This is a genomic window from Psychrobacter sp. K31L (assembly GCF_017942195.1).
GTDB classification, from domain to species: Bacteria; Pseudomonadota; Gammaproteobacteria; order Pseudomonadales; family Moraxellaceae; genus Psychrobacter; species Psychrobacter glaciei.
The window spans coordinates 262314-286830 of sequence record NZ_JAGKSC010000001.1 but is presented as its reverse complement, the minus strand read 5'-3'; the positions used below and the strand labels follow the sequence as shown (position 1 = coordinate 286830).

Sequence of the window (24517 nt, the reverse complement as noted above, 5' to 3'; positions counted from 1 at the left end):
TAATAAAAATGGCAAAACGTCTAACGAAAATCATGGTCTTTATTGTTTTGGGGCTGCCTGTTTTATTGGTGGCTTTAATCGTAGTCTATTGGGCGGCTGATAAAAGCGTCGCCGACCTAGAGCGTTGGCAACTGCCCAATAGTGAGTTTATAGACGTGCAAGGTATGCAGGCGCATGTGATCAGGTCGCCAAGATGCATGGCCTATCCGAGCAAAAGCGCCATAAAAAATGAGATAGAATCTAATCTTTATAGTGATAAAACCTTGGGACAGCCCAAAACTATTGTATTACTACATGGCACTTCAGCAAGTTTGCATACGTGGCAGGGCTGGACGCGTGAGTTAAGTGATGACTATTGTGTCATCAGCATGGATCTGCCGGGGTTTGGCTTGACCGGCCCTTATACCGATGAATCTACTCAGTATGACAGTGCCAATTATGCTAAGTTCGTCATTGATGTGCTTGATCATTTGGAAGTGGGTCGTGTGACGTTAGCAGGAAACTCGCTGGGTGGTAAAATCGCGTGGCGTACTGCGGCATTATATCCTGAGCGGGTTAATAACCTTATATTGGTCGATGCAGTTGGCTACCCTGCAACACCAAAGCAGGTGCCTATTGGTTTTAAACTGGCGAAATACCCCATATTGACTCCACTGCTTAGCCGTGTGCTACCGCGTGATGTTGTGAAAAAAAGTATCTTAAGCGTCTATGCGGACGACAGTAAAGTTGATGAGGCTTTAGTGGATCGTTATTACGATTTGACCTTACGTCAAGGCAACCGTCTGGCACTAAACCGACGCTTGCTGGAGATGGATAACACGGCAAACCAAGCACAAATCAAACAATTGGATTTACCAACCCTTATATTATGGGGTGCGCAAGATGACCTGATTCCAGTAGAAAATGCCAAACTGTTTCATCGAGATATCGCTAATAGCCAGCTAAAAATATTCGATAATTTGGGACATGTACCACACGAAGAGGATTCCGTAGCGACGGTTAAAGTCGTAAAGCAGTTCTTGCTTGGTGAGCAAATAAATGAATAATTCAAAAAATAAACAAATAACGACAATAGCCGCTATTTCCGACATTCATAGCAATGTCTTCGCACTTGAAGCTGTGTTGGCTGATATCAAACGTCGCAATATCGATCAAATTGTCAATCTGGGTGATATTTTATACGGACCGATTGCCCCTAAAGATACCTATGCGCTTCTAATGGCGCATCAGAACGATATCATTACGATTCGAGGGAATCAGGATAGACAGATTTATGAAGCGACAGCGGCAGATATTGCTGATAACGCAACCATGGCTTTTATCCTTAATGACTTACCTAGAGCGGCTATTAACTGGATGCAGAATTTGCCGTTTGATTATCATGTCAGTGAAGATATATATCTATGCCATGGGTCACCAACCGATGACATGGTATATATGCTCGAAAATGTTGAAACAGGGCGGCCGATAGTACGTGATGATGCAGACATTTTGGCACTGCTTAACGGTATTGAGAGCGCCGTTATCATCTGTGGTCATACTCATATCCCACGTACCGTTACGCTATCGACAGGGCAAATGATAGTCAATACAGGTAGCGTTGGTTATCCAGCCTATGAAGATGATTTGCCTATCGCTCATAAAATGCAAACCTATTCGCCCCATGCCAGTTACGCACTTATTAAATGCATTGGTGCTGAGCAAGGTACTATACAAAGTACTAAGCAAGATACAAACTGGCAAGTTGAGCATATCAAAGTGCCTTATGATTATGAAGCTGCGGCCAAATTGGCTGCAATGAACGGTCGTGAAGATTGGGCGTTTGCGCTAAGGACAGGGCGGGTGTTATAACTATAGGAAGGGTCAAACTGCCTTTAGACCAAGCTGATAACATTGAGTAGACTAACGATGGATTTCATATATTTAATAAGGATTGCATAAGATGCCAACACTATTTATGGTGCAACTTGGTGGTCGCCCAAAAGGTCGTTTGATTGAGCAGCATGACATGTTTTTTGGCGTGGCCAATCAGGTGAGCGAGCTAATAGAGGGTATTAATCACCATTGGCCTGAAGTCAAAAATAAATGGCACATCGACTCGTATCGCGCTATTACTAAGGTTGGTAATCACTCGATAAAATTAGTTGAATCAGCAACTAGTGATGGTAATAATGGTCTAAAACTGTTTTTTATTAATTTAGGCGACTATCAGCAGGGCAGTTTTGAAGAGTTTCATTATAAACTACTTATCGTTGCTGCCACTCAAGCCGATGCTGTCAAACAAGCCAAACAGAGTGTATTTTATAAAGAGTTTACTTTTAAAGATAAAGATTCACCTTTCGATGCCGCGTCGCATATTGATGATAAATTTGCGGTGGATATCGACGATATTTATAACGTTAATGATCTTATCTCAAACGTACAGATTTTAATTGAACCTATTGCTCATGATAGTCATGCACTTGCAAATACCGATGATGACAAAGAGTACGTCGGTTACCTCAGTATTAAGAATTTAAGGAAGTTGACATAATATGGCTTTAAATATGTACTTTAAGAACGGCATAATTCGCAAAACGCGCTGCCAAATCTCTGATGAGCTAGTGCCCGCCCTATATCAGATTCATGATAATGCCAGTTTTCCGCAACTCACTTGGTTAATTGATAATCTGTATGACAATCCGCAGATTCAACCTGATATCTCGCACGCGTTAGTTGATGAGATACTAGCGTTTGAAAAGTTAATACTCTCGCTACACCTACCTTTCCCTAGGGTGCCACTACAAAAGATGCAGAACTTCTTTATGCAAGCGGCTACTAGTCAGCAGACTATTCATACGAGTAATGATTAAATTTACAAATAATTTATTCATAAAAATAAAATATGGCTGGTAGATTTGAAAAATTTTATAAGAGGATTTGTTAAGTGGATTATCGCAGGTGTTGGCCTTGGGATAGGAATTTTTATTGTCCTAGTGGCTATAACACTCTGGGATAAAAAGAATAAACAAGACACATCGGACGACACTACAGCGGCACTGAGTAGCGACACTGACAATGCTCGAAAAGAAAATAATGAGTTGTTAAACCTCCAGTTTACGGTCGAAGATCAAGACGTACCAGCAGGGTATAAGTTGATTGAGGATGGAAGCCTCATGTTAGATGCGCCTATTATGGGAATGGAGTGGGAGAGTATAGTGGACGAGAATGTCGCTACTGAACCACGGGTTTATGAACCTTTTATGATCTATCAATGCATCACACAAGAGGGTGAGCATTTACGTTTGGATGTGATTAATAGCGATATTGGTTATATGCTCAAGTATTATTTTGCCACCCAAGGCAATACTTTAAAGCTAGAGGCGCAGCAAGCTGCTGAGGACGCCCATTATGTGACTTATTTAAATAGTACTAGACTCATTATGAGGGATCCGAATAATTATTATCAGCTGTCGCAATTTGAAGATGGCGATACCACCTTTTATATTATTAATACTATCACTGGTCAAGAGATGAATCATTTTTCTTGTGAGAATAACTCGATTGAAAATGATCAGTATGCTTTGATTGCTCAAATGGAGCCAGAGCATTTTAAATTTAAGCCTGTGACTGATGAGCTTGAAAAGATTTTAAATGAGCGTTTTGAAAATAGGTAAAAGAGGTCTCAGCTGCCAAGCAAGCACTATAACCACCTTGAATCTGACCCAAATTACCCCCATAATCAAACCACTTATAAACAATAAATAGCCTAAGCAAATATGTCTAATACTTTTAATGATGGTCCAAGTTTAGCAAGCGATGATTTTTCTGAGAATTTAAATAATTCAGCTAGCGATTTAGCTGAAACAAATGATATAAATAACTTTGCAGAACTGCCCGTACTGGCAAAAGACAGTTACTATCTAAGCCGTTTGGAACGTGAGCTGGCACGTGCTGCTGTATTTAAAAATAAGAAAACCAACGAAGGTGCTGATAATGCTACTAATAATAAGCAAGAGAAAACTGAGAAAGAGTTAGCGAAAAAACGCGCGCAGTACGACAAAATCAAAATCCGCTCGCAGCAAGCAGTGCAAGCGCGTATCAATAGTATTCCTCAGGACTTGCCAGCTAAATTAAACCTTGATTTACCTGTCAGTCAGCGAGCAGAAGATTTAATACAAGCCATTATTGATAATCAAGTCATTATCATTGCTGGTGAGACAGGCTCGGGTAAGACCACTCAGTTACCGAAGCTTGCGATGTTAGCAGGTCGCGGTATTACTGGGCAAATAGGGCATACGCAGCCAAGAAGATTGGCAGCACGGAGTGTGTCGAATCGTATCGCTGAGGAGTTGGGCGAGCAGTTAGGTAATACGGTTAGCTTTAAGATTCGCTTTAATGAGCAGGGTACAGCGCAATCGGTCGTTAAGCTCATGACTGATGGTATCTTGCTGGCTGAACTAGGACATGACCGATTTTTAAGTAAGTACGACACCATTATCATTGATGAAGCCCATGAGCGTAGTCTAAATATCGATTTTATTATGGGTTATTTGAAAAAGCTATTGCCCAAGCGTCCTGATCTAAAAGTTATTATCACTTCTGCAACGCTTGACACCAAGCGCTTTAGTGAATATTTCAGTCGTTATGACAATAAACTGAAACGTAACGTACCCGCACCGATTTTTAATGTCGAAGGGCGTAGCTTCCCCGTTGAAGTTCGCTATCGTCCGCTGACTGATGAGCCGGTGACCAGCTCGGATGATGACAGCTACGATGATTTTGAAGAGAACCTGCCACGGGCGGTTGTGGCTGCGGTAGAGGAATGCTTTAGCGACGCCCAAAGCAAAGGTCATGCTGATCAAGCAGACATCTTGATATTTGCCGCGACCGAAGCAGAGATTCGTGAGACACAAGAGGTGCTAGAGCGTCATGGCCCGAAGCACACTGAAGTGTTGCCTTTGTTTGCGCGACAGACGTATGAAGAGCAGCAGCGTATTTTTCAGCCGTCCGGTCGCGGCAGACGTATCGTTATCGCGACCAACGTGGCTGAGACAGCGCTAACCGTGCCCGGTATTCGCTATGTGATCGATCTGGGCTTTGCACGGATTTCACGCTATTCATATCGTTCACGCGTGCAGCGTTTACCGATTGAGGCGATTTCACAAGCGGCTGCTAATCAGCGCAAAGGTCGCTGTGGTCGTGTCGCACCAGGTGTTTGTATTCGTCTTTATAGCGAGGAGGACTTTACTGGTCGCCCTGAGTTTACTGAGCCTGAGATTCTGCGTACTAACTTAGCTTCAGTTATTTTACAAATGGCCAATCTGCGTTTAGGTAGCGTTGATGATTTTGAGTTTATTGAGCCACCCGATAGTCGTTTAGTTACTGACGGTCATAAATTACTCGATGAGTTAGGGGCAATTACGGCTAAAAGCGAAGCTGTCGCCTCTCCTCAGACCAACAAGCCAAAAGCAAAAAAAGGTCTCGATCATTTAAGCCTGACGCCTACTGGTCAAAAGATGGCACGTATGCCAATTGATCCAAGGCTGGCACGTATGCTGGTTGCTGGTTCTGATTTTGACTGTATTCGTGAAATGCTTATTGTGGTCGCTGCGCTTGCCGTACAAGATCCGCGCGAGCGTCCTGCCAATAAGCGTCAACAAGCGGATCAAAAGCATGCAGAATTTCGCCAAGATGACTCAGATTTCTTATTTTATCTAAGTCTGTGGAAAGCCTTGTTTGAAACCGATGAAGATGGCAACAAGCTCTCTGGTAATCAACGCAAGCAATTTACCAAGAAAAACTATCTGAGCTTTCCACGGGTGCGTGAATGGAGTCAGACTCATCGCCAGTTGGTGCAAATGGTCACCGACCTCAAGCTTACGGATGTTAAAGAGGCAAAAACTACGGATACGTTAGAAAACGTGACTAACGATCCAACAGCGATTGATGATGAAGAAATCAAAGCGGTCAAATATGCCAATTTACATCGCGCATTATTAACAGGTCTGTTGTCTACGATTGCTCACAAGACTGAAAGTCGTGGTGAATATCTAGCGGCGCGCCAGCAAAAAACCAAAATCTTCCCAGCGAGTACGGTGTTTAAACAGATACCACCGTGGGTCATGGCGTTTGAAGTTGTAGAAACCTCGCAAGTCTTTATGCGTACTGTTGCCAAAATTGAACCAGAATGGATTATCTCAGCGGCAGGTGACTTATTGAAGTATCACTACTTTGAGCCGCATTGGTCGAAGAAAACGGGACGTGTTAAAGCTTACGCACAGATTAGTTTATTTGGTCTAATTATTATCAGTAAGCAACTGACCAATTATGAGCAAGTCAATTTAGTTGAGTCACGAGAAATCTTTATCCGAGATGGTTTGGTAACGGGTAACTTGGGTCGCCAAGCGCCATTCTTGCAGCATAATATGGACAAAATCGCTCATGTTGAGCGTATCGAAGACAAACTGCGCCGTCGTGATTTATTGGTCGATGAAGAGACGCTGTACCAGTTCTACGACAAGAAAATCCCTGAGCATGTCGCCAGTCGTAAGGCTTTTGAAGATTGGCGTGCCGAGGTTGAAAAAACTGATACCAAGCATCTTTTCTTCACCGATGACGACGTACTCAATAGCCAAGCACCGACCACAGGTGACTTTCCAGAAGTGTGGCAGCTGGGTGATTTGAAATTACCACTACGCTATATTTTTGATCCTGCGAGCGATGATGATGGTGTAACCATTCGCGTACCGCTTGTGGCGCTACCGCAGCTAGATGCTATCGAGCTGTTATGGGGCGTACCCGGTTGGCGCTTTGAGTTGGTATTGCAATTACTTAAGTCACTGCCAAAAGATATTCGCCGTCAAATCGTACCGATTCCCGATACTGCTGATAGTTTGTTTGATGAATTGCAACCCGCTGGTGGACAAGGATTGCTCAAGCAGCTTTGCCAAGCCTTAAACCGTCGCGGCATTATGTCGGTTACAGCAGACAATTTCAATCCCTCTGCCATTGATCGCTATTTGCAGCCACAAATCTGTGTAGTCGATGATAAAAATCACATTATAGAAAAAGGTCGCGATCTCCAGACGCTACAGATTCGCCACGCCTCTGAGACCAGACAGGCTGTGAATGAGCAGCAAGGCGCGCATACCGAATTCCCTGAGCATTTTGCCTTTAGCAAAAATCATCATAGCGCAGGCGTGGTGATGAAACAGTTTGCTGCTTTGGTCGCTGACGAGGCAGGTGAGGCGGTATCGATCCATCAGTATACCGATGTAAACGCCGCATTGCAGGCGCACCGTATCGGGGTATTGACCTTAATCAAAGGTAAGCTTGGCGCCAAGAAAAAACAGCTGACCAGCCAAATTGATAAGATATTCAAACTGGCATTTGCGCCCCTTGGCGACATGGAAGCCTTAAAAACCATTGTTATCGATGCGACGCTAGATGCCGCTCTGGAAGAGCACTATATTTTATTTGATCATAGTGAAGATTTGCCAGAGAGCGCTGATGATATCGCTGTTGGCTTAAGCGAGGAGTTGCCGTTCACGCCAGAGGAGTATGGGAAAACACTTGAAGTTGTGTTGAGCAACTTCTTATTGACTGGTCAAGCTGTCATAAAAACTCTCAAAAACGTCTACACTCGCTGGCAACGCATTCGTCAGAGTTTGCTCATGCTCGATCGAGAGATCTTTGGTGAGTCTATCGAAGACATCGAGGATCAGTTGCAGGACTTGCAATTAGCCAACTTTGTCTATCATATGGATTACAGTCAATGGCAGCAGTATCCGCGCTACCTAGAAGCGCTGGAGGTTCGCATTGAGCGCCTTGAACACAATATCGAAGCCGACCTAGATGGTGTCTATGCATTGGACTTGCACATGGAGCGTCTGGCAGGTCGCGCCAACAATGAGTCTATCAGCGAGTACCGCTGGATGGTCGAGGAGTATCGTATTCAACTGTTCGCGCAGCCCATGAAAACCCGTATGGCGGTATCACCGAAGCGTCTAAGCAAGATGTGGGATAAAGTGAGTTAAGGCTCGATATGAGTGTTAAAGCTTGCTCATTGACAACATATGACCATTGTATTGTATAGCCATTTAATTTAGTCGATAATATTTGATTAAATTAAAGGGCTATTATTCTTTTACACTAGGGCGTGTCCTAAATTCAAGCGATTGTATCTAAATGGGCTAAATTTTTTCAACAGATCCTAATATACAGATATTATTGGCACTATTTTCCTCGTTTGACTGCAATTTATCTCATTTTTATAGCCGTTTTTAAAATGAGGACACGGCCCAGAGTTTTTTGGACTTTATTCAATACATTGACGTAGATTTTTGAGCAGGATAAAAAATAATGATTAAAGATAGATTGATAATATTAGGATTTGCATCAACTATGTTTATGAGTACGGGCTGTGATGAAACACAAGCCAGTAATAATAAAAATGCGAAGGCATTCGCGCCAACAAGCGTAGAAAAAGAAGTGCAGTTACGAGGCAGTTTTAAAAGAAGCTTTGAGGTTCATGAGTTCGTTTCTAATGGCATCACTTACTATGTATCAGATCCAAAGCAGTTATTAATAAAAGATTCGAAAAGTATAAATCAAAAAGGCTATTACAAATATTTTGACACTTGCGTCGTTGGTAAGATTAGTTCTGTGGGTAAATACGGTCCTTTAGGTAAGTATCAAAAACAACTAACGGTTCGTAGAATTTGTACGTAGTTTGAGTAGGGTACGTTCTACGCACTAATTTCATTAGATCTTATTTTTATCAGTGAACTTAGCGCGCCCTACGTGAATTCTAATATTCAAGCCAATACTGTTTGCTCAGAAATACTTAGAATAAAGCATCCAAGGTGGCATTAGGGGATTTTGGCTATTAGTTTCGACGATTCAGATTTCTTTTTACCACGCCCATGCTATAAGCCAAAAAAGCAATAAATGTTAAAAAGACGATAAAAGGGGTAAGCAGCCATATCGTAATATTGATGAGTAAGGGCGATAAGAAACCATCAAACATATCGAAATCGAGCCTTAAAGAGTCACTCAATACGTCAATTGCCCGCTTGGAAATCGGGAAGAGCAATGTGCTTAGCGCTAACATATGGTTGTATTTACCAAAATCAGGATCTGTCATTAATACGGAAAAGTAAAAGACCGAGTAAAAGACAGTACTTAGTGTCCAGCATTTGAGTGTGTAACTGAAACGAATCATAGTAGCTCCTCACGAAATATGCTTGTGATTAACCTAGGAATAACGGTGTTTTAATAGCCCTGAATGCATAAATTATATATATGTTATATTATGAATATATAGGGTAAGTCAACTGTTATTTTCTGGATTAAAACATTTCGTAAATAATTCGATTGGGACGTCTAAGTGTCTCCTTGATATGAGTACGCAGAGTAATAAAATGAAGTCAAAAGCTACGCTGACCTAGAAGACCAAAGTCATCAAGGTCTGAGTGTTATTTCATAACGTGTGCGCCAGATTATTAGATGTATTAATTAAGCTCACTGCTCGGACTGACCCCAAACAAGCGCTTGTATTCGCGGCTAAATTGACTGGGGCTTTCATAACCTACCTGCATGGCGACTTGCGAAATTTGTGACTCACCACGTTGAATAAGCTGCCTCGCTGCCATCAAGCGTAGGCTTTTTTGGTATTGCAGCGGACTTAATTGGGTGATCTCTTTAAAATGCTGATGAAACCCTGAGACACTCATACCACATTTACTGGCCAGCTCTTCGATGATGACGGGTTCACTCAAATGCGCTTTGAGCCAATCCGTTGCTTGGCTGATACGATGCGTATGACTGCCATTGACGACGAGCTGTCGCAATTTATTGCCTTGCTGTGCTGAGAGCAGCCGGTAGTAGATTTCTTGTTGAATTAATTTAGACAAAAAATCGAGATCGTTTGGATAATCGAGCAAGTTGATGAGTCGTTCAAAGGCGGCAAGTATCGTATTATCCAAATGCCATTTTATACCCAGATGCTTTTCTTCTGTATTTCGTGCGGGCGGTATCTGGGCCAATATTTCTCTAATCATAGCAAGGTCTAACCTTATAGACAGCACAATAACAGGACTGTCTACTGAGGCATGTTTGACATGCATGCTCAGGGGAATGTTTACGGGGCAAAACATCAAGTTGCTATTATCAAAATTTTGGCAATCATTTCCTAAATAAATCTCTCGCTCACCTTGCAATACAATACAAATACTAGGCTCTTGAATATAGCTGACGGTTCTATTGGGTCTATCTGCACAGTAGAAAAATAAACCCGGAATAGCAGACTCGATGGTCTGATTCTTGGGCAGTATGTTAAGTAGTTGCGCAATCGTTGTTGGCTGCATCATAGTTATCTTAGATAAAGGGGTGTTGATTGAAAGTTTATAAGCTTGGTGTTTCTCGGTTTGATGTTTTTTATAGTATGTCTTTGATGTAATGAATGGTTTAATCGTACATATATTTATAGAATTAGGCAAGAGTTTTGGAGGACTATTCTAACGCTTTAAGCTGAGAGTGCCTATAATAACTCCATTGAAACAAAACAAGCATGACTTCTAATAACATCAAAAAAGGAATATATTATGAAAATTTTCTATAAAACTCGCGCAACAGCAACCGGTGGTCGTTCTGGACATACAGGCTTAGATGATGGCTCATTAGGCTTTGATTTGGTCTCTTTTCAAGAGCAAGACAAAGAGGGTGTTAATCCAGAGCAGCTTTTTGCGATGGGCTACGCGGCCTGTTTTGATAGTGCCTTGAACCTGACGGCGCAACAAATGAAACTGCCGATCACGGCTTCGAAAACCTCTACCCAAGTTGGTATTGGTATGAAGCAAGATGGCAGCTATAACTTAGATATAGATTTATACGTTGAAGTGTCTGGCATTGACGAAGCACAAGCGCAAACATTGATTGAAACGGCCCATCAAGTTTGCCCGTACTCCAATGCCACGCGTGGTAATGTTGATGCACGCTTACACGTGACCGTTGTCTAATATAAGTTCTGTGCAGTAGAGCGATTATGGTTTTATGCTAGTAAATCAATAATTTATAAGCCTGCATAAACTGCTAAAAAACGCCAGTAGTTTAAGTTACTGGCGTTTTTTTGTCATCAATAAATATGATTTTCAGATGAAGTTGCAATAGCAAGAAGTGATACTATTCACAAAAATTAGAGTAGCAAGGAAAACGAATATAAGTACTACGCATTGTAGATTAAGCGAGTTTGACACAGCTAATCGTACTTTTTGGGTTTGGTGTGATCCGTATTTTTAAAATGAGGACATGCCTTACTGATGCGTATTATCTGGAATTACTATCATTTTTACGCCACCCCAAGTGACCAATACGATGCCAAGGGCAATTAAGGAAGCCCCTAAAAACAGACCCTCCGGTGGACTTTCTCCCTGCAAAAAGATGGCCACCGGCACGCCAACGATTGCGCCTACTGAGCCTAATAAACTTAATAGCACGGGACCGCCTGTTTTTTGCAATAAAAATAGCAATAAAAATTGTCCAGCAAAGATAAAGGCTTGTAGCACAATCAATCCAATAGGCAGTAATGCGCCCGTTGGCACAGCAAGTGAGAAGTTCGGCAAGGTGCCAACCACACCTAGAAAGATAGCCGCCGCGATTAACATGCCGGGTGCCAGCGAACTGGGCGACGCCGAATTTGGCCAACGCAAGGTACGATAGATATTCCCAATCGCTAGCAAAACAGGGCCACACAGCGCGAGTAAAATCCAGAAAATACTGGCATCGGGAGCCGAAAACTTGCGTATGGCTAAGACACCCACACCGCTCAGCGCTGCCGCCACGCCCATAGCGCGAACGACATTGAATGTCTCCATACGCATAAATAGCGCGCCAAGATAGGTGAGCAATGGTGGCAAAGCGATAATTAAGGCGACAAAACCTGCACCAACTTGTGGAATTGCAGAAAATAAAATCAAGTTGGAGCCCGCAACACTGACAAGAGCAGCAACCGAATAGTATTCTAAACTACGGACAGTTAGCGGCGGCAAATCATGTCGTAAAATTGCCACGGCTGATAGTAGGAACGCTGCACCAGTAATCGACCAAAAAAGAAAGGCGAGTGGCGACAAGCCAATTTGCCCTGCCGCTTTTGCTAGATTGGTGGAAATACCTATCAAGGCGCCACCAGCCAACAGGCAAGTTAACGGGACAAGCCAAGTGTGTCTTTTATAAAATGAGTTGTTATTGGTTGATTCACTCATGAACTACCCTAGTAATAAGTAATGAAGCCGATTATTAGGGCGTGTTCTCATTTAGCCGCTTTCGTTCAGGCTGAGGACACGCCCTAGATAGAATATCATTATTAAAGACACGGTAGCCAAAACCAGTTGAGTATATTGGCTGTTACATAGTCATAACCACACATAAAAAATGCCAGTAACTTATGCTACTGGCATTCTTATTTTTGATGGGTATGACATAGAGTCAGTCATTTTATATCGGACTTACCATGCCTCATAATATTAACTCACGGTCTGTGGTGTTTTTTTATTTAAGATAAATACCAGTACCGCGCCCAAGATGACCGCACTTGCTAGGATAAACGGTAGGGTCAGTTGCTCCGATAAAAATACCACACCAAGTATGGCAGCCAATACTGGTACGCAGAGTTGTACTACTGCCGCCTGAGTGCTTTTTAATAAAGGCATTGCCATATACCAAACGCTGTAGCCCATGCCAGAAGCAATTGCGCCCGACGCGCAAGCCAATAAGATGCCCTCGATACTGATAGTGGACAATGGCATGCTTTTTAAATAAACCATACCAATGATGAGTAGTAGCGGAATAGCGACGAGGCTTCTGATAAAGTTAAAGCCCGTGGCTCGTAACGGTGATACACAGGTTTTGCCGCGTATACTGTAGATGCCCCACGCTACACCACTGATGGCCATCAATGTCGCTGCCAATACGGATGGGACAGCTGCTGATGGCAGCATAAGATAGACAAAACCTGCTACTGCTACGATAAAAGCCATCCATTGTAAGGCACTCAACTGCTCTTTTTTGTAAATACCCCAACCAATCATGGTGAGTTGAACCGCTGAAAATAAAATCAACGCGCCAGTTCCGGTGTCAAGCTCAACATAGGCAATCGAAAAGCAAAGCGCATACACCACCAAACTTAGACTGCTGAGCCAGCTGCCTTTGTCTTTCAAAATAGCTTTATTTTGTGGATTGTTGAAGGTTAAATCTTTGCGTCGTAGGTTATAGCTATAAACGCCCATAATAATGCTCAGACAGATAGCACCACTAAGCAGACGGATGATGGTGAAACTCCACGCATCTATGTATCCCTCTGCCAAGGCCATTCTACAAAAAAGAGAGTTTGCGGCAAATGCTATTAAGGCAATAATCGTGTATAACGTGGCTTTCAAAAATAATTCCTACAATCATTAAATTGGTTTTGATTAACTAGGGCGTGTCCTCAATTTAATTGATCATATCTAAACGGGCTAAAAATGGCTAAATTTTGTCAAAAATCGTTAAATAGCTGGTTAATACCCCGATATTATCTGCGCTATTTTCCTCGTTTGACTGCAATTTATCTCATTTTTATTACCATTTTTGAAATGAGGACACGCCCTAGAGTCTGTTGAGCATTTATATGGTGTCAAGCGCGCTTAGTTTATCATCTATGGCACTTTTACTCGCCTTCCTTGTATCCAAAATATCTTGGATCGACTATAGCAAAAATTTATGGTTGAGCCTTATATTGGAATGGAAGTAGTATAGTGCAATACCAAAAACCCTAACTTATAAATTAAAATGATACATACCTTATAAATAGGCTCGATTTGAAAATGACAAGGAAAAAAAGATATGGATTGGGCAAGTATTTTTATTTATGACACCACGTGGGCATTTGCCGCTGAAATTGTGATACGCGTCATCGTGATGTTTGCTCTGATCATTTTGTTTTTACGCTTTACTGGCAAGCGCGGCGTGCGCCAACTGTCTATTTTTGAGCTGACCATTATTTTATCACTTGGTTCCATTGCAGGTGATCCCATGTTTACTGAGGATCTTCCGATTATTCAGGCTGTACTGATTATGAGTACGGTAATTCTGCTTTATCGTTTATGTACTTGGGCTATGATGAAATATCAGCCTTTCGAAGATCTACTAGAAGGGAAGTCGCTCTACATTGTAGAAGACGGCATGCTGGTACTCGATAAAATTAAAAAGGGCAAAATGTCCCATGATGAGTTTTTTGCTGAAATGCGCCAACAAGGGGTTGAGCATCTGGGTCAAGTGCGTACTGGCTTGCTAGAGACAGATGGTAATTTTAGTGTTTTGTTATATGCACCTGATCATACCGTCTATGGTATGCCACTTTTCCCTAAGCAGTATCAACCCGTCAAAGAGATAGAATGGGGAACGTATTATGCATGTATGCATTGTGGCTACGTCAATCACCTATCTGACCCCAATCAGTGCTGCGAACGCTGTGAAAACGACTGTAGAGACTGGGCAAAAGCCTTAAATAGCAAGATTGTTAGATGACAGTGAATTAGATGATAATGAATTAGATGACAACTATATTGAATTGTCTATGAGTAGATTGAGCAGTCTTATGTTGGTAGGTTTAGCAAGTTATACCAACGTAAGGCTGCCCTAGACTGAACGTTTTTGGCATGCTCTAACTAAGTTAGGCAATTTTATACCAGTCAATTTTACGGGTCATGACCATCACGCAAGCGAGTAGTACAAAACAGAAAACAGCACCAAGCAATAAATTCATATCTTCAGTGGTTAAGATGCCGAAAAATGAGGCATACAATCCTGCCAGTGTGGCAGTAAAAATCGCGGCTCGTTTGATGCCGCCCAGTACATAATAAGTATACCAACCAATGAGTCCAACACAGGCGCTGGCAGCAATGGCATAAGCTTTCCAAAAGACGATTTGCTCAGCAAGTGGTAATAATAAAACATAAAAAACAAACAGCGCACAACCGACCAACAGGTACTGAATAGGGTGGATGCGGCTGGATTTAATCACTTCAAATAAGAAAAAAGTGCCGAATGAGACCAAGATTAATAATAAGGCGTATTTCATCGCTCGTTCGGTCTGTAAATATACGTCATTAGGCTCAGCAAAACTCACACCAAAGCTGTTCAGGCGCACATTTTGGTAGCTGTCAGTCATGGTAGTGCCTTCTTCTGTGACAATACCTTCTATTGCTGTAATCGCATCATCAGGAGTCATTGACTGGCTACTGGTATCGAGAGTGGCTTTGCTGATGACGACACATCGGTTGTTAGCAATGCCAAGACACTGCGACAAATCTTGATTGTTGGCGATCGTTAGATACTGATTTTGCCAACTGGCTTCAAAACCGTTAGCAGTGAATTTCTTGGCATTAGGGAGCGCCTTACCAATGAAATTGGGCGCATGCCAATTACTGCGCATCGTTAAGTTAAAGTTTTGTCCAGTCGGAACCGTATTTAAATTGCTGATACCCGCTAATGGCAAGTCAATCATGATGTCAGTCGCTTGATTGTCTTTAATATCGGACGACTGACTGTCTATATCTGTACTGGCTAATGCCTCGCTGTTGGTGCTTGTGGCAATGAGACTGCTTTTATTCTGCTGGCTAGCCATGTTTTTCGTGGCACGCTGCAATATGTTTTGCGGAATAGCGACTTCTACATAGGTCAGGTTTTTCAGTAACGGTGTCTGCGGGTAAGTCGCTTTTAGCGGTTTTTGCTCAATGGTCACCGTTGGTAGAGTCGCGACGCCGCGCAGATCTGATACTGGAATAATCAATTTTGCGTCATTCCAGTGAATGATGGTTTCTCTGGGTTTCGTTTTATTATTAATGGTAGGTGTATTGACGGAGCTTTGCTCTGCACTAGCCGTGCTCGTCGCTTCATATAAGCGGCTGATGGCTTTATCAAAAGTGTAACGTTGGTCAAATGTCAACGCCCCATCATAACTGGTCGCATGATAGATGCCGCGCTTATAGGTGTCAGTGCTTACCTCAAGATCTTGTGTTGCTTGGGTTTGGTTTGCAAAAATGGTTTCAATTTTTGAGTAGGACGGTGCACATTTACTGGTTGTGCCAGGCGCTGTAATCTGACACTCAGGCGTGACAGTAGTCGGAATGGCAATAAATGGTGTAATGACTTCTTGCGGATTGATATGCTGCTGGGCGATTTCTTTGATCACCGACGCGGCATAATTTTGTCGCTCGTAAATTACTGAGCCAATCATATTGAGACCGATGGCGAAAATAATGCACAGCCCAGCGATGATAGATAATTTGGTAAATAGTGTTTTTTGCATGAAAACTCCTCATATGACTCTTTATTCCAAAACTGTCCATATAACAGTCAATAGGTTCAAAGAAAATCATAAAGGAGTGATAAAGAAAAAATATGTAAGAACAATGGAGAGTGTGTGGAATAATAAAAATCAGTGCTTTTTGGTGTCACCAACCACTTTGTCCATAATCGCAAATAGCAGGCCGGATAGAACGAATGTCATGTGAATAATGACCTTCCACATGAGTTTGTCTGCTTCACCCTCACTCAATTCATTAGGAATATCCATAAAGGATTTTAAAAGATCAATGGCAGAAATTGCAACGATGGCACCGATGACTTTTAATTTAAGCCCAGAAAAATCTACTTTCCCCATCCAACTGGGTCGATCAACATGATCGCCCGTATCAATTTTTGAGACAAATATTTCATAGCCACTGAATATGATGATTAATAACAAACTGGCTACTAACGAGAGGTCGACTAGCACTAATATATTGACAATGACATCTGATACCGAGGCGCTAAATACAGTGTTGAACATCATAAATGTTTTTTGAACAAACTTAACAAATAATAAAATAATACCTAGCACGAGCCCTAGATAAAAAGGCGCTAGTATCCAGCGGCTATTGAATATGGTTTTTTCTAAGTAAAATTCAAACTTTTTTAGCATGGATATCTCTTAGGTTTTTAAAGATAAAAGTAATGATGAATTTATTGATACATTCTAATAAAGTTGCTATGAGGCTATATATTGCTAATGTCAGTAAGCTGCGCTACTACCTGCTGAACTCGCTCCTGTCTATCGCCACCAATGCGCTGGAATGGTCTTTGGTGCTTATTTAGTTGGCTGGCGAAATAGGCGCTTATCTCGTCACGTTGATGCGGACTATCCCGCAAGTCATCAGCCACCCATGGCGTATCAACGTCAGTCAATAATATCAAATCATAATGATGTGCCAATGCCGCTTGCTCAAGGGCGATAGGACAGTCGCCATAGTACCAATTGGAATAAACCATTAGCTCAAACAGACTGGTGTCACAAAACAAATAATGGCTAGCATCGGACGTCTGAGCGACTTGTTTGGCCAGTTTATTTTCTAATGCAATCTGACCTTGTGCGATAGGTAGCAGATCATCCCACGTGCAAGTCAGCTGCTCGTCATCCCACTTTGCTTGTAGGTAGGTGCGCATATATTCTGATACCCAAGGGCAGTCAAAATACGCTGCCAAATCCCGACATAAAGTCGTCTTGCCCGTACTTTCTGCGCCTAAAACAGCGACATTTATGACAGATTTAGGCGTATGCTGCGTGAGATTGAATGCGATAGCGTCGTTGCCATTCATAATATGCCCAGATTGCGATGAGAGTGAAGACTACATATTGTAGCGCGGTAAACGTAAAACCTTTATAAAAGTATAGCGGTACCGATATCGCATCGGCAACAATCCACAGTATCCAATGCTCAATCTTGCGCCGTGCCATGAGCCACATCGCCATTAAAAATAAAGCGGTAGTGAGCATATCAGTGTAGTCGACCCACGTAAATAAATGCAGTCCAAGTACTGCACCATCGAAGCTAAAACCGTTATTAATCACTGGACGGAAATAATAAATCAGCGCCACAAAAGCCATTGTTCCTACCGCCAAAGCAGACAATATAGGTATATCGCCTGCATGCAGGTGCTCGATACGGACATTATTAGCATCGTCTGACTGCTTATGCTCGACAGATTGAATCTTCTTATTCTTTGACCAATTAATCCAGCCGTATAGGCTCATCACGGTATAGTAAGCGTTGATAAACATATCGCCAAACAGCTGCCACTTCCACAGTAAATAGACAAATATAGCAGTGCTGACCAAGCCAATAGGAAAGACCAGAATATTGGTTTTGCTGGCGAGTAAGACACTGGCCACACCGAAGACAACGGCAATCAGTTCAAGGACAATGAATATCGTAGAGTAGTCAGCGTATTGACCAAATAACCAATTGAGAAGTTCTGCCATTAGCTTTCCTAAATATGAGCGTGTATTGATATTTTTGCTAAATAATATAGTTCGATGAATAGTACAGAGTAAAACAGCGCCAATTATAACGTAGCTACCGTAAAATGAACTGAGTCTTTGCTTATTTATGGCGAGAAACAGATTATTTGTAACAAAGTATTAGAAAAATAATAATATTCAGGCATAATAAAGGCACTGATTTTAAGTTTACAGTTATTCACTGAAATTGAATGGCTATTATTTTTCCACTTTTATGCTTATTCCAAGCACCACAGTAGTAGACAAGGAAGCTTATCATGACGACTTGTATCACGGGCACGGGCCTATATATCCCACCTTATAGCATCAGCAACGAAGAGTTAGTAGAGTCATTTAACCAGTATGTTGAAAATTATAATGCACAGCATGCTGATGAGATAGCAGCAGAGACTGTGACCGCACTTGAGCCTTCTTCAGCCGCTTTTATCGAAAAAGTATCGGGTATCAAATCACGTTATGTGATGGAAAAAGACGGCATTTTAGATCCTGAAATCATGGCTCCCGTGATTCCTTATCGCAATCTAGGCGAAGAGCTGTCTATCATGGCAGAAATGGGTGCCGCAGCGCTTAGAGATGCTTTGGCAGATGCTGGACTTGAGGCCAATGACTTGGATGGTATTATCCTTGCTTGCTCAAACTTCCAGCGCACTTATCCTGCGGTTGCCATCGAGATTCAAAATGAAATCGGTATGATTGGCGGCTTTGCTTATGATATGAACGTCGCTTGTAGTGCCGCGACTTTTGGTCTATCACAAGCACATGGTTCTATCGTCTCTGGTTTGGCCAAGCGCATCGCTGTGGTCAACGTTGAGATTACCTCGGCGCATCTAAACTGGCGTAACCGTGATAGCCACTTCATCTTTGGTGACGTAGCGACAGCGTCTATCGTTGAAGATCTCGATACGCCAAAAGGTTATGAGATTCTTAACTCTAAGCTATTTACTCAGTTTTCGACTAACATCAAAAACGAATACGGCTTTATGGATCGCTCAGAGTTTTTAGCGGCACAGACTGATATGTATCCAGATATCAAAGAACCAGTCACGGATAAGTTGTTTTTGCAAAATGGCCGTAAAGTATTCCGTGAAGTCTGTCCAAAAGTGTCAGAGATCATCACAGAGCATTTGACTGAGAACGAATTACAAGCCAGTGATGTGAAAATGATGTGGTTACACCAAGCCAATGCCAATATGTTAGATTTAATTCTACGTACGGTCATCGGTAAAGAAGCAGATAAAGCGATTGTCCCAAGCGTCATTGCTGAATTTGCCAATACCAGCTCAGCCAGCCCGATGATTGTGTTCCATCGCTATAAAGATGAGTTAGCATCAGGTGATTTGGGTGTAATTTGTTCATTCGGCGCAGGTTATTCGATTGGCTCAGTATTGGTTCGTAAAGTGTAGCGTTTCATTCTAGATCTTTTTTAACGATAAAAATAGCCAAGATCCTTCTTGGCTATTTTTTTATGTCTACGTTTTTAGCATTGCATTTTATAACCACTAACTGATGAGAAAACAGGGGAATATTTCAGCAGCGATAGGAATGTCTGCCAATAGAATGGCAAAATTACTTAGAATAGCAGCAAGATTACTCAGAGGTTTTAATTTACGGTGAAAAATTTGCTATAATCACGCTCTTACTCTTATCATCCAATTAAAAGTCCTTTTATGAAAGAATCCTTACGCCTGCGTTTAGACCAGATGGTAGACCGTTATGAAGAGGTCACCGCCTTGTTATCAGATCCTAGTGTCATTAGTGATAATAATAAATTCCGTGAATTGTCTGTCGAGCACAGCGACTTGATGGATATCACTACTTTATGGCAAAACTACGTGGGTGCAGAAACGGATCAGGCCGATGCAGAAGCTATGCTGGCCGATGCGACAGATCCTGACATGAAAGAGATGATGCAAGACGAGATTGATAATGCTCGTGATACCATCATAAAGATGGAAGAAGCGCTTAATCTTATGATGCTACCAAAAGATCCTAACGATAAAGTGCCAGCATTTTTGGAGATTCGTGCAGGAACTGGCGGCGATGAGGCAGCGATTTTCTCTGGTGACTTGTTCCGAATGTACCAAAAATACGCGCAGAGCCAAGGCTGGACATTGGACGTGCTGTCTGCAAGCGAAGGTGAGCATGGCGGGTATAAAGAAATCATCACTCGCGTATCAGGCAACAGCGTCTATGGTCGCCTAAAGTTTGAGTCTGGCGTGCACCGTGTCCAGCGTGTTCCTGAAACCGAAAGCCAAGGCCGTGTGCACACCTCAGCTTGTACCGTTGCAGTCATGCCTGAAGTTGAGATTGATGATACCGTCGAGCTCAACCCAGCTGATATCCGTTTTGATACGTTCCGTTCAAGCGGTGCTGGTGGTCAGCACGTTAACACCACTGACTCAGCCGTGCGTTTAACGCACATTCCAACGGGCACAGTCGCAGAGTGTCAGCAAGAGCGTAGCCAGCACAAAAACCGCGCACAAGCGATGAAAATGCTCATTTCACGTATTCAGCAGGTTAAGGTACAAGCACAAGTCGATGTTGCTGATTCGATGCGCCGCGACTTAATCGGTAGTGGCGATCGCAGTGAGCGTATTCGCACCTATAATTTCCCGCAAGGGCGTATGACCGATCATCGTATCAACCTGACCTTATACAAGCTCGACTCTATTATGGAAGGCGACTTGGATGAGATTCTTGACTCATTACTACGTGAGCATCAGGCTGATTTGATGGCGAGTATCGGCGGTGGTGACTAGCAGCCAATCCTATAACACATTGGCAGTTTTATGATTTTTCATCATGATGTCATTTTTTTTATAATAATAGGATCTGTTGAACATTCGAATGTGGCATTGGCGGTGGCTATTTTTTAGACAATTTCGCCATGTATTGGCAAAAAATAGTCCCGCCCCGAAGGGCTGATGCTAAAATCACCCCAAACGTTGTTATAAACCTAGCTAAGGTCTCGACATTATCGTCGGTTTACGCCTAGTTTGATGCGATTTTAGCGATCAGCAGTCCTAATATTTGAATGTTCAACAGACCCTAAGCATTGATTTAATTTTTCTGTTTTCGTTTATCCATTTAATTACCTAATAATATTGAGAGTGTTATGTCAAAGCACAACAATCAGAATCAAGAGCAAGCCCCAGAAGACGCTAACGAGCTAATTGCTCAGCTGCAAGCTAAGCTAGACGATATCACTGCTTCAGGCAAGCAGCCTTATCCAAATACGTTCAAACGCACCGATTATGCACAAGACTTACAAACAGCCTTTGACGGCGTCTCAAAGCAAGAAATTGAAGAAAAAGCGGCGAATGGCGAAAAAACACAGGTCAACGTAGCAGGTCGAGTCATGCTCAACCGTGGCTCGTTTATTGTCATCCAAGATATGAGCGGCCGTATTCAGCTATATGTCGCACGTAAAGAGCTCGATGATGAGACGCGTGCAAGCATCAAGTCGCTAGATTTGGGTGACATCGTTGGGGTCTCAGGCTATATCGGTCGCTCAGGTAAAGGCGATCTATACGTGCATATCGAAGAGATCAGTTTGCTAACCAAATCCTTACGTCCAATGCCAAATAAATTCCATGGTTTGGCAGATGTGGAAGCCCGTTATCGCAATCGTCATCTTGATTTGATGACCAATGAGACGACTCGCGATACGTTTATGATTCGCAGTCAGGTCGTCAGCGGTATTCGTAAATTCATGCTGAATGAGCGCTTCATGGAAGTTGAAACGCCAATGATGCACCCGATTCCAGGTGGTGCTGTTGCACGTCCGTTTGTGACGCATCATAACGCTTTAGACATGCCACTGTATTTACGTATCGCGCCTGAGCTTTATTTGAAGCGTTTGGTGGTTGGCGGTTTTGAAAAAGTATTTGAGATTAACCGTAGCTTCCGTAACGAAGGCGTCTCAACCCGTCACAATCCTGAATTTACGATGATTGAGTTTTATCAAGCGTATGCGGATTATCATGACTTGATGGATTTGACCGAGCGCTTATTTAATGAGTTGGCGATGGATATCTTGGATACGACTGAGATTACTTATCAAGAAGAAGCCATCAGCCTAAAAGCGCCGTTTGCTCGTTTATCGATGTCTGATGCGATTGCCAAATATGCCGAAAACTTCGACATGGCGCATATCAATGACCGTGAGTATCTAGCAGAGTACGCATCTACTACGCTTAAGCAGCAAGTAAAAGATGGCTTTGGTGTGGGTAAACTGCAAACGATTATCTTTGAAGAAACCGCTGAGCATCAATTACGCCAGCCAACCTTTATCACTGAATATCCTGCAGAAACCTCACCACTCGCGCGCCGTAGTGACGACAACCCTGAGATTACTGATCGCTTTGAATTGTTCGTTGGTGGTCGCGAATTGGCCAATGGCTTTAGTGAGCTTAATGACCCAGCAGATCAGGCGGAACGCTTCCGTGGTCAAGTCGCTGAAAAAGATGCAGGCGATGATGAAGCCATGCATTTTGACGAAGAATATATCGAAGCATTGTCTTATGGTTTGCCACCGACAGCAGGTGAGGGTATAGGTATTGATCGCTTAGTCATGCTACTCACTGATTCAGCGAGCATTCGTGATGTGATTTTGTTCCCACACATGCGTCGTAAGCTTGACAACTAGACTAGCGTCTACTTATTATGAAATATAGTCAATCCTATATAAATTAGATACGATGTCAGGCTCGCTTAGTTTACTACTTGTAGTACTTTCACTCGCTTTCCTTGTGTCTAAATTATATTTAACCGACTATGACGCTGTTACTGAGCTGAGTATAGAGCGAGTTTTGCAACGTTGATGACAGACGCTCAGTGGTTTATGAGCACTCATTTATAGGGATATTATGGACACTCAGCACCTACCGCTCTCAGTTTGGCAGCAGATGATTCAGCAAAGCTTCTTATCTTTGTACGATGTATCAGAAGAAGACAGTAACCATTCCCAGCATCTATTGCAGGGTTATGACTTTGTTTTTGAGTTTTCTGGTGCGACGGTTTACCTTATCGTCAATGATGTGGTAATGCAGGCCAATCAGCAAGAGGTTGACAGTACGCAGGTTCGTGAGTGGCGAAAAGAAGTGGTTAATCAATTAATCAAACGTCATGCGCAGCTTTATCTAAAAAATGACAAGGCATTGGCTGACGTAAACGCGTCGGCATCGGACAAGGCGATTTATTTTATTGGTCTGACGTCACTTGCCATTAAGCATGAAAACGATAACCCAGAGTCACAACCCCATACCGTCAATTACGAGTATGGCAGTCAGTTCTTTGCCGAAGACTGTGTGCTGGACTTGGACGATGAGGAGAGTGTCTTACAAGTATTTAGTCATCAAAACTTTGTCGACATTCTCAATCAGTTGGTGACCCCGAGTGATCTTAGTGCTTATTTGGACTTTCATCGCCGCAAGCTTGCTGGCTTTGAGACGTTTCAAGACGAATCAATGTTGCTCGCCCAATTTTTACAGTCGCCTGATTTTCACCAGAGAGCCATTGAGGTGCAAGAGCAGTTGTTCGCTCATCAGTTAATAGACCAAGTGGACCCGCGCTTACTCACAGCAGTAGAACCCGACCAAGTAACTTTTGCCAATGCGCTGATGCTCGATATTCAAAAGAATACTCGCATGTGGTACAAGCTATTTAATAGCTTGATTCAGCAGTATTATGAGGCGGGAACACCACTGCCAAAAGAGCAGGTCGATGTGTTGGTCGATGAGTCAATGTATACCTATGCGTGTTTAATAGAAAAAATACTGGCGCATAGAACGATTGATAAAGATTCAAACTGGAATGGTTATGTTCGTCATGAGCATTCTTATCATGTATTTGGTCGCCATTATTTGATGGTGTTTTATGCACAAGATGAAAATAGCACATTAAGTGCAGACAAGGTGCGCGCCTCGCATCAGGATTTATTGTTCGAGCTTAATGCACAAATGCAGCAGCCGGTGATGGACCATTTGTTCTTAATTGGCGTAGAGGTTAGACCTTGTGAAGACAGCGTCAATACTGAGGTGCATGTTGACGTGTTTCATCAAAATGGCTCGGCTATCGACGCAAACACTCAGCGCTTATACGAGCAATTGGCTGAGCTAAGATCGCAGTCATAGACTCATTATATTGTAGATCGCTGAT

The 24517-nt window shown here is 42.6% G+C and carries 21 protein-coding genes; 13 read left to right on the top strand and 8 right to left on the bottom strand.

The features are described 5' to 3' along the window. Positions 1-8: 8 nt before the first annotated feature. The 7 genes from J5X94_RS01115 (at position 9) to J5X94_RS01085 (ending at position 8712) form a co-directional block, all read left to right on the top strand. A complete protein-coding gene (locus J5X94_RS01115; protein WP_210539463.1) occupies positions 9-1046 on the top strand; it encodes an alpha/beta fold hydrolase in 1038 nt (345 codons plus the stop codon). Next, positions 1039-1851, top strand: coding sequence for a metallophosphoesterase family protein (locus tag J5X94_RS01110; RefSeq protein ID WP_210539461.1), 813 nt, complete (start codon positions 1039-1041; stop codon positions 1849-1851). The genes J5X94_RS01115 and J5X94_RS01110 overlap by 8 nt, the downstream gene beginning before the upstream one ends. Before the next feature lie 91 nt (positions 1852-1942). Further along, complete coding sequence (locus J5X94_RS01105; RefSeq protein WP_210539459.1) at positions 1943-2533, top strand: DUF1543 domain-containing protein; 591 nt, start codon at positions 1943-1945, stop codon at positions 2531-2533. A 1-nt stretch (position 2534) separates the two neighbouring features. Continuing rightward, on the top strand, positions 2535-2852 hold the full coding sequence (locus J5X94_RS01100) for a hypothetical protein (RefSeq protein WP_210539457.1): 318 nt from the start codon (positions 2535-2537) through the stop codon (positions 2850-2852). A 45-nt stretch (positions 2853-2897) separates the two neighbouring features. Beyond that, entirely contained in the window at positions 2898-3656 is a 759-nt protein-coding gene (locus J5X94_RS01095) for a hypothetical protein (protein WP_210539455.1), read from the top strand. 198 nt (positions 3657-3854) lie between these two features. After that, on the top strand, positions 3855-8018 hold the full coding sequence (gene hrpA / locus J5X94_RS01090) for an ATP-dependent RNA helicase HrpA (RefSeq protein WP_210540019.1): 4164 nt from the start codon (positions 3855-3857) through the stop codon (positions 8016-8018). Between the two features lie 325 nt (positions 8019-8343). Further along, positions 8344-8712, top strand: a complete 369-nt coding sequence (locus J5X94_RS01085; RefSeq protein ID WP_210539453.1) for a hypothetical protein — start codon at positions 8344-8346, stop codon at positions 8710-8712. Between the two features lie 157 nt (positions 8713-8869). Here the strand turns inward: J5X94_RS01085 and J5X94_RS01080 are convergent, their stop codons facing one another. Both J5X94_RS01080 and J5X94_RS01075 read right to left on the bottom strand, forming a co-directional pair. Further along, entirely contained in the window at positions 8870-9205 is a 336-nt protein-coding gene (locus J5X94_RS01080; RefSeq protein WP_189581866.1) for a hypothetical protein, read from the bottom strand. 289 nt (positions 9206-9494) lie between these two features. Further along, complete coding sequence (locus J5X94_RS01075) at positions 9495-10352, bottom strand: AraC family transcriptional regulator (RefSeq protein ID WP_228293099.1); 858 nt, start codon at positions 10350-10352, stop codon at positions 9495-9497. Positions 10353-10586: 234 nt separating this feature from the next. Here J5X94_RS01075 and J5X94_RS01070 point away from each other — a divergent pair, with 234 nt between their 5' ends. Continuing rightward, on the top strand, positions 10587-11000 hold the full coding sequence (locus tag J5X94_RS01070) for an organic hydroperoxide resistance protein (protein ID WP_194618576.1): 414 nt from the start codon (positions 10587-10589) through the stop codon (positions 10998-11000). A gap of 294 nt (positions 11001-11294) precedes the next feature. Here the strand turns inward: J5X94_RS01070 and J5X94_RS01065 are convergent, their stop codons facing one another. Both J5X94_RS01065 and J5X94_RS01060 read right to left on the bottom strand, forming a co-directional pair. Further along, positions 11295-12242 (bottom strand): DMT family transporter, encoded by a 948-nt coding sequence (locus J5X94_RS01065; RefSeq protein ID WP_210539451.1) that lies wholly within the window; start codon positions 12240-12242, stop codon positions 11295-11297. Between the two features lie 261 nt (positions 12243-12503). Beyond that, entirely contained in the window at positions 12504-13415 is a 912-nt protein-coding gene (locus tag J5X94_RS01060; protein ID WP_210539449.1) for a DMT family transporter, read from the bottom strand. A 445-nt stretch (positions 13416-13860) separates the two neighbouring features. Here J5X94_RS01060 and J5X94_RS01055 point away from each other — a divergent pair, with 445 nt between their 5' ends. Further along, positions 13861-14544, top strand: coding sequence for a DUF421 domain-containing protein (locus tag J5X94_RS01055; RefSeq protein WP_210539448.1), 684 nt, complete (start codon positions 13861-13863; stop codon positions 14542-14544). A 145-nt stretch (positions 14545-14689) separates the two neighbouring features. Here the strand turns inward: J5X94_RS01055 and creD are convergent, their stop codons facing one another. The 4 genes from creD to pnuC all read right to left on the bottom strand — a co-directional run bounded on the left by creD (position 14690) and on the right by pnuC (position 18319). After that, positions 14690-16327 carry a cell envelope integrity protein CreD gene (gene creD / locus J5X94_RS01050; protein WP_210539446.1) on the bottom strand — a complete coding sequence of 546 codons (1638 nt, stop codon included), beginning with the start codon at positions 16325-16327 and terminating at the stop codon, positions 14690-14692. Positions 16328-16456: 129 nt separating this feature from the next. Further along, positions 16457-16981: a TIGR00645 family protein gene (locus J5X94_RS01045; protein WP_189581882.1), complete on the bottom strand. Its 525-nt coding sequence runs from the start codon at positions 16979-16981 to the stop codon at positions 16457-16459. 74 nt (positions 16982-17055) lie between these two features. Further along, complete coding sequence (locus J5X94_RS01040) at positions 17056-17655, bottom strand: AAA family ATPase (protein ID WP_210539444.1); 600 nt, start codon at positions 17653-17655, stop codon at positions 17056-17058. Beyond that, the gene (gene pnuC, locus J5X94_RS01035) at positions 17606-18319 is read right to left on the bottom strand and encodes a nicotinamide riboside transporter PnuC (protein WP_210539441.1); all 714 of its coding nucleotides are present in this window, start codon (positions 18317-18319) and stop codon (positions 17606-17608) included. The genes J5X94_RS01040 and pnuC overlap by 50 nt, the downstream gene beginning before the upstream one ends. A 296-nt stretch (positions 18320-18615) precedes the next feature. Between pnuC and J5X94_RS01030 the strand changes: the two genes are divergently transcribed. The 4 genes from J5X94_RS01030 to J5X94_RS01015 all read left to right on the top strand — a co-directional run bounded on the left by J5X94_RS01030 (position 18616) and on the right by J5X94_RS01015 (position 24492). After that, the gene (locus J5X94_RS01030; RefSeq protein WP_210539439.1) at positions 18616-19761 is read left to right on the top strand and encodes a beta-ketoacyl-ACP synthase III; all 1146 of its coding nucleotides are present in this window, start codon (positions 18616-18618) and stop codon (positions 19759-19761) included. Positions 19762-20025: 264 nt separating this feature from the next. Continuing rightward, complete coding sequence (gene prfA, locus J5X94_RS01025) at positions 20026-21117, top strand: peptide chain release factor 1 (RefSeq protein WP_010198072.1); 1092 nt, start codon at positions 20026-20028, stop codon at positions 21115-21117. A 356-nt stretch (positions 21118-21473) separates the two neighbouring features. Continuing rightward, complete coding sequence (gene lysS, locus J5X94_RS01020; protein ID WP_210539437.1) at positions 21474-23006, top strand: lysine--tRNA ligase; 1533 nt, start codon at positions 21474-21476, stop codon at positions 23004-23006. A 220-nt stretch (positions 23007-23226) separates the two neighbouring features. Further along, positions 23227-24492, top strand: a complete 1266-nt coding sequence (locus tag J5X94_RS01015) for a hypothetical protein (RefSeq protein WP_210539436.1) — start codon at positions 23227-23229, stop codon at positions 24490-24492. Positions 24493-24517: the final 25 nt, after the last annotated feature.

Bases quoted from the DNA above. Each gene is read 5' to 3' on its own strand.
- J5X94_RS01115 (WP_210539463.1), top strand. From the start codon at position 9: ATGGCAAAACGTCTAACGAAAATCATGGTCTTTATTGTTTTGGGGCTG.
- J5X94_RS01065 (WP_210539451.1), bottom strand. From the start codon at position 12,242: ATGAGTGAATCAACCAATAACAACTCATTTTATAAAAGACACACTTGG.
- pnuC (WP_210539441.1), bottom strand. From the start codon at position 18,319: ATGGCAGAACTTCTCAATTGGTTATTTGGTCAATACGCTGACTACTCT.
- J5X94_RS01015 (WP_210539436.1), top strand. From the start codon at position 23,227: ATGGACACTCAGCACCTACCGCTCTCAGTTTGGCAGCAGATGATTCAG.
- J5X94_RS01040 (WP_210539444.1), bottom strand. From the start codon at position 17,655: ATGAATGGCAACGACGCTATCGCATTCAATCTCACGCAGCATACGCCT.
- J5X94_RS01110 (WP_210539461.1), top strand. From the start codon at position 1,039: ATGAATAATTCAAAAAATAAACAAATAACGACAATAGCCGCTATTTCC.
- J5X94_RS01105 (WP_210539459.1), top strand. From the start codon at position 1,943: ATGCCAACACTATTTATGGTGCAACTTGGTGGTCGCCCAAAAGGTCGT.
- J5X94_RS01100 (WP_210539457.1), top strand. From the start codon at position 2,535: ATGGCTTTAAATATGTACTTTAAGAACGGCATAATTCGCAAAACGCGC.
- lysS (WP_210539437.1), top strand. From the start codon at position 21,474: ATGTCAAAGCACAACAATCAGAATCAAGAGCAAGCCCCAGAAGACGCT.
- prfA (WP_010198072.1), top strand. From the start codon at position 20,026: ATGAAAGAATCCTTACGCCTGCGTTTAGACCAGATGGTAGACCGTTAT.
- J5X94_RS01080 (WP_189581866.1), bottom strand. From the start codon at position 9,205: ATGATTCGTTTCAGTTACACACTCAAATGCTGGACACTAAGTACTGTC.
- J5X94_RS01075 (WP_228293099.1), bottom strand. From the start codon at position 10,352: ATGATGCAGCCAACAACGATTGCGCAACTACTTAACATACTGCCCAAG.
- J5X94_RS01055 (WP_210539448.1), top strand. From the start codon at position 13,861: ATGGATTGGGCAAGTATTTTTATTTATGACACCACGTGGGCATTTGCC.
- J5X94_RS01070 (WP_194618576.1), top strand. From the start codon at position 10,587: ATGAAAATTTTCTATAAAACTCGCGCAACAGCAACCGGTGGTCGTTCT.
- J5X94_RS01030 (WP_210539439.1), top strand. From the start codon at position 18,616: ATGACGACTTGTATCACGGGCACGGGCCTATATATCCCACCTTATAGC.
- creD (WP_210539446.1), bottom strand. From the start codon at position 16,327: ATGCAAAAAACACTATTTACCAAATTATCTATCATCGCTGGGCTGTGC.
- J5X94_RS01085 (WP_210539453.1), top strand. From the start codon at position 8,344: ATGATTAAAGATAGATTGATAATATTAGGATTTGCATCAACTATGTTT.
- J5X94_RS01045 (WP_189581882.1), bottom strand. From the start codon at position 16,981: ATGCTAAAAAAGTTTGAATTTTACTTAGAAAAAACCATATTCAATAGC.